General features: G+C 62.1%; 3 protein-coding genes. 2 read left to right on the forward strand and 1 reads right to left on the reverse strand.

Annotated features, from left to right (window positions below; all coding sequences use genetic code 11):
• The coding region (locus EET03_RS09115) for a Fis family transcriptional regulator (RefSeq protein WP_122508750.1) at positions 1 to 967 on the reverse strand (967 nt) is incomplete at its 3' end.
• Positions 968 to 1,202: 235 nt separating this feature from the next.
• Between EET03_RS09115 and EET03_RS09120 the strand changes: the two genes are divergently transcribed.
• Together EET03_RS09120 and EET03_RS09125 are read left to right on the forward strand one after the other, a co-directional pair.
• Positions 1,203 to 3,059, forward strand: coding sequence for a hypothetical protein (locus tag EET03_RS09120; protein WP_244232289.1), 1,857 nt, complete (start codon positions 1,203 to 1,205; stop codon positions 3,057 to 3,059).
• A 14-nt stretch (positions 3,060 to 3,073) separates the two neighbouring features.
• Entirely contained in the window at positions 3,074 to 4,702 is a 1,629-nt protein-coding gene (locus tag EET03_RS09125) for a class I SAM-dependent DNA methyltransferase (RefSeq protein ID WP_075542299.1), read from the forward strand.
• Positions 4,703 to 4,946: the final 244 nt, after the last annotated feature.

Below are 4,946 nucleotides of genomic sequence, written 5' to 3' on the forward strand. Positions count from 1 at the left end.
CTGCTGCCGATGCACGTCCAAACCGCCTACCATCGTCATCAGTGGGACCTCCTCGAGCTCCTGAAAATTGCTGACGCATCGATTGTCGAGCGTCTGTGCCGAGGGGGTCCCCATCACATGTCATCTTCTTTGATCGCGGCACGTCGCCGACGATTGCGCGGGTGTCGGTATATTCGTCGCCGAGCCCGTCGGCAATCGCCGAGAGCACCGCGTTTAGCTGGTTCTCGAACGTGTCACCCTTGATCGGCGTGACCTTTGCCAGGCGGGCCTTGGCGTCTTGGATTTTCAACACAGTTGCAAGTTCGTCGAGCTTCTTAACCAAGTCCTTGTGGTTGGTGTCGAAATGCTCGGTCAACATGTGCTGCTGCGCCTGGAGCTCCGCGGTGTGCTTCGACATCGGCGACGTGGGGTCACTGGGATCGAACTGCTTCACGGCCTGGGCGATCAGGTCCCTGGTGCCCGCCATTACCTTGGCGTCGAGAGCGGTTCCGAATTTATCGAGTACGGGCTGCAGTCGGTCCAACAACTCAGGGTTCTCACCGCTGAAAATCCGGCGCAACTCCGCGTTGCGGCCCTTCGTCGCCACCGAGACCGATTCGCTGAATTCCTTACGACTGGCCTCGTCAGCCTCGACGATGGCCCTTTTGGCGTCGTAGGCCACCTTCGCTACCACCTTTGACGCCGCCTTTGCGGCTCGTTCGGTGTTTGCTACGGCCTTGTTGGTCGATTCAGCGGCCCGCTGCCCGACTTCGTTCAGCATCTGCTCTAGGGCTCGAGATTCCTGCGCCTGGCCGGCCGCGGATAGCGCGTGGGCGCCAATCTTGACGGCCTCGGTCACAAATTGCGAAAGGTCGGCGCCGGCGAGAATGGCGGGATCATCGACGATCGGTCCGCGTTCGCCGCTGGTCCAACGTTGCGCTTCACGCGAAACGTCCTTGTCGCGCACCATAAGTCGGTCGATGACCACGGCGGAAGGCTGTCATCGAAATATGCGTGTCGGTTGTGGTCGGGCATGGGCGTCCCTCCTCGGGAAGGGGCTGCCGCAGGTGTGGCAGCGCGATGAAGGGCAGAATCAGTCGCAGGCCACGAAAACGTCACTATTATTCTCTGATAAGCCCGCTTATCAGATACTTGCCTTGCTATAGCTACAAACGGGGCTTCATTATGTGAGCTGACCGGAGGGAGCCCCGTGAACGCTGACGTTGCAGGACGTCGCCGATCTTGCAAAGGTACGCCGGCCTGTGGTCAGCATGTGGCGAAAGCGCCCCATTGTTCGCGGCGTGTCGATTCCATTCCCGGAACCGGTTGAGATTGTCGACGGCGTCGCGCGGTTCGCCCGCGATGAGGTCGTCGACTGGCTGACGCGCACCGGCCGTGGCAAGAACTCAGAACACGCGCATGACGCACCTGCGGTTGCCGTGCCCGACGGTGTGGAGCTGGAGGATGTGGTGACGTTGTTGTGCTGGCACGTCGTGATTGGGGAGGAACTCGAAGGCACGTCGCTTGGCCAGCGTGTTCGACGGGCAGAACAGTTCGACCCGGATGATGTTGTGCTGCTGCGTGAGATCCGCCGCTTGCAGGCATCGGATGCGGTGCTCACCTACGTCGACGATCTGGTGGAGGCGTCCTTCGGCCCGCCCGATGCGTTGGCACGGCTTGAGCGAGGGCGTCTGAAGCGGGTGCAAGGCGTGCGGGAGTTGACGCCGGCCGCGGTGGAGTTGCTCGGCTGGATCGTTGGGGCGGCGGCCACATACCTCGGGCAAGAGTCCGTTGTGATGCGCGCCGACGATTCGCTCGTCGCCCTCGATCTAGCCGCGGCATGCGAACTCGACATCGTTTCGAATACCCGAGCACTTCGGCGCAGAGCGCTGATCCGCGGTATCCCAGTCAGGGAACCGACCGTTCGGTCCGGCATTTCCGTGTCATCATTCGTCGGACTGGGCATCTCGGAAACGCTTGACGGCGCCGACGACGTCGTCGTCGCGCTCAACGACGGCGATATAGCGCTGGTAGTCGGTCCCGCCGCCGCGCTCTCCGATGAGCTGGCCGGAACCCTGCAACAACGTCGCGCGAGGACATTGCGGGTTGGCAATTTGGTTGCAGCGATCCGACTTCCGCGGGGACTGTGGCGAGAGGCGCACCGGCAGAGCCTTGCCGTATGGATATGCCTGGGAGGTGCCAACGCTCAGCGGCCCTGGGTTGCCGACCTGGGCGCCGTCGCGGACCTTGAGCGCAGCGATATTGCCGCTGATGTCGCAGGGGCATTGGCGCAGACTGAAGATCGCGCCTTTCGGTATGCGCGCCGCGTTGAACTGGCCAGCGTACTGGCCGCGGGCTCGGTAGTACCCCGCGGGGTACGGGCGCCGACATTGCGAGAACCGGATCCGACCGCACACCTGGATCGCGTACATGCCGCGACGTTGACCACGACCTCACCGTTGAAGCCGTTGGATGTCCTGGTAGCGCCCTCGCCAGGACGCTTCCGACTGGTACCCCGATCACTTGGCGAGCTCCATGAACGCAAGCATTTGATTGTCAAGCGCGGCAACAGAATCGAATTGGCTGATGCCTCACTTCACGGGACGGTGCCGGTGCTGCCAGCCGAACTAGCCGGAACGATCACACTCGACCCGGTTTACGCAGCGCGTAAGTATCCCCGTGCGGTCCGCACCGAGCCCGACGACGTGATCTTTATAGAGAAGCCGCGCCCGCGCGCATGGGTGGACACGGTTGGCGGCGCAATGGTCGCCTGCCCCGCGCGGATCATCCGGCTGCGTGACTCGGCCGAGATAGGCCCCGCGGTCCTCGCAACGGTAATCAACGAAATGTCCTCTGCGGGAAGTGAATGGAAGACATGGACAGTACCCGCCATGCGCCGCGACGAGGCCGCGCGGCTCGAAGAGGCGCTGACGCGGGCTGATGAGTTCGAACGTGAAGCGCGGCGGCGGGCCGACGCAGCGCGGGATCTGAAGACCGCCCTGATCGAGGGGGTCGCGGCGGGCGCCCTCACGCTCGATGCCTGCCCCACCACGCCCGGAATCTCCGTGGCCAAGAGATAGGAAGGAATCGTCCTATGCCTCCCAGAAAGAAGCAGCTGGAGCCCCAGGCGCCGTCGACCATGAAAGAGCTCAAGGACATGCTCTGGAAGGCCGCCGACAAATTGCGTGGGTCGCTCTCGGCCAGCCAGTACAAGGACGTGATTCTGGGTCTGGTGTTCCTCAAATACGTGTCGGACGCGTATGACGAACGACGAGAAGCGATTCGCGCCGAACTGGCAGCCGACGGGATGGACGAGTCGCAGATCGAAGACCTGATCGACGATCCCGAGGAGTACCAAGGCTACGGCGTGTTCGTGGTGCCGCCGAATGCGCGCTGGAAGTTTTTGGCGGAGAACGCAAAAGGAAAGCCGGCGGTCGGCGATGAGATGGCGAAGAACAACGGCCAGCTGATCGACGAGGCGATGGATGCGGTGATGAAGGCCAACCCGACGCTGGCCGGGACACTGCCGCGGTTGTACAACAAGGACAACATCGACCAGCGCCGGCTGGGGGAGCTGATCGACCTGTTCAACAGCGCACGGTTCAGTCGTCAAGGCGAACACCGCGCGCGCGACCTCATGGGGGAGGTCTACGAATACTTTCTCGGCAACTTCGCTCGCGCGGAAGGCAAACGGGGTGGGGAGTTCTTCACCCCGCCCAGCGTGGTCCGAGTGATCGTCGAAGTGCTCGAGCCGTCACGGGGGCGGGTGTATGACCCGTGCTGCGGCTCGGGCGGCATGTTCGTGCAGACCGAGAAGTTCATCTACGAACACGACGGCGATCCGAAGGACATCTCGATCTACGGCCAGGAGAGCATCGAAGAAACGTGGCGGATGGCCAAGATGAACCTCGCGATTCACGGTATCGACAACAAGGGCCTCGGAGCGCGGTGGGGCGACACCTTCGCTCGCGATCAGCATGCCGATGTGCAGATGGATTACGTGATGGCCAATCCGCCGTTCAACATCAAGCACTGGTCGCGCAACGAGGAAGATCCGCGCTGGCGCTTCGGGGTTCCGCCGGCCAACAACGCCAACTATGCCTGGATTCAACACATCCTGTACAAGCTGGCGTCGGGAGGCAAGGCCGGGGTGGTGATGGCAAACGGTTCAATGTCGTCAAACACCAACGGCGAGGGTGATATTCGTGCGCATCTCGTCGAAGCCGATCTGGTGTCGTGTATGGTCGCGCTGCCCACGCAGCTGTTCCGTAGTACGGGAATACCGGTGTGCCTATGGTTCTTTGCCAAGGACAAGACGGCGGGCAAGCAGGGTTCTGTTGACCGGTCTGGGCAGGTGCTCTTCATCGATGCCCGTGAGTTGGGCTACATGGTGGACCGGGCCGAGCGTGCGCTGACCAACGCGGAGATCGTCCGGATCGGCGACACCTACCACGCGTGGCGGGGGTCTGCGTCTGCTGCCGCGAAAGATCTCATTTATCAGGATATTCCGGGTTACTGCAAGTCGGCGACGTTGGCTGAGATCAAGGCGGCCGACTATGCGTTAACGCCGGGACGGTATGTCGGTGCGCCGGCGGTCGAGGACGACGGTGAGCCGATCGACGAGAAGATTGCGCGGCTGACGAAGGAGTTGTTGGCTGCGTTCGACGAGTCGGCGAGGTTGGAGAAGGTGGTGCGGGAACAGCTGGAGCGGATAGATGGATGAGTTGATACTTGGTGACTCGCCTGAGCTGTTGATCGATAAACGCGGAAAGAACCCGCCATTCAGTCCATTGGGTGTGCCAGTCGTTTCCGGCATGTCCGTTCGAGAAGGGCGGCTAGACCGTAGTTCCCCCTGGTTTGGCGATGAATGGGCTGTGAGCTGGGGTTTTGTGTTGTGTGCATGATTACGTGTAGCCCAGGTGGTGGGTGAGGTCGAGTAGTTCAAAGGCACGGTGCTGTAGTGCTGT

Origin of the sequence: Mycobacterium innocens (assembly GCF_900566055.1) — a bacterium.
GTDB classification, from domain to species: domain Bacteria; phylum Actinomycetota; class Actinomycetes; order Mycobacteriales; family Mycobacteriaceae; genus Mycobacterium; species Mycobacterium innocens.

Coding starts and splice junctions, on each gene's coding strand:
- EET03_RS09125 (WP_075542299.1), top strand. CDS start 3,074: ATGCCTCCCAGAAAGAAGCAGCTGGAGCCCCAGGCGCCGTCGACCATG.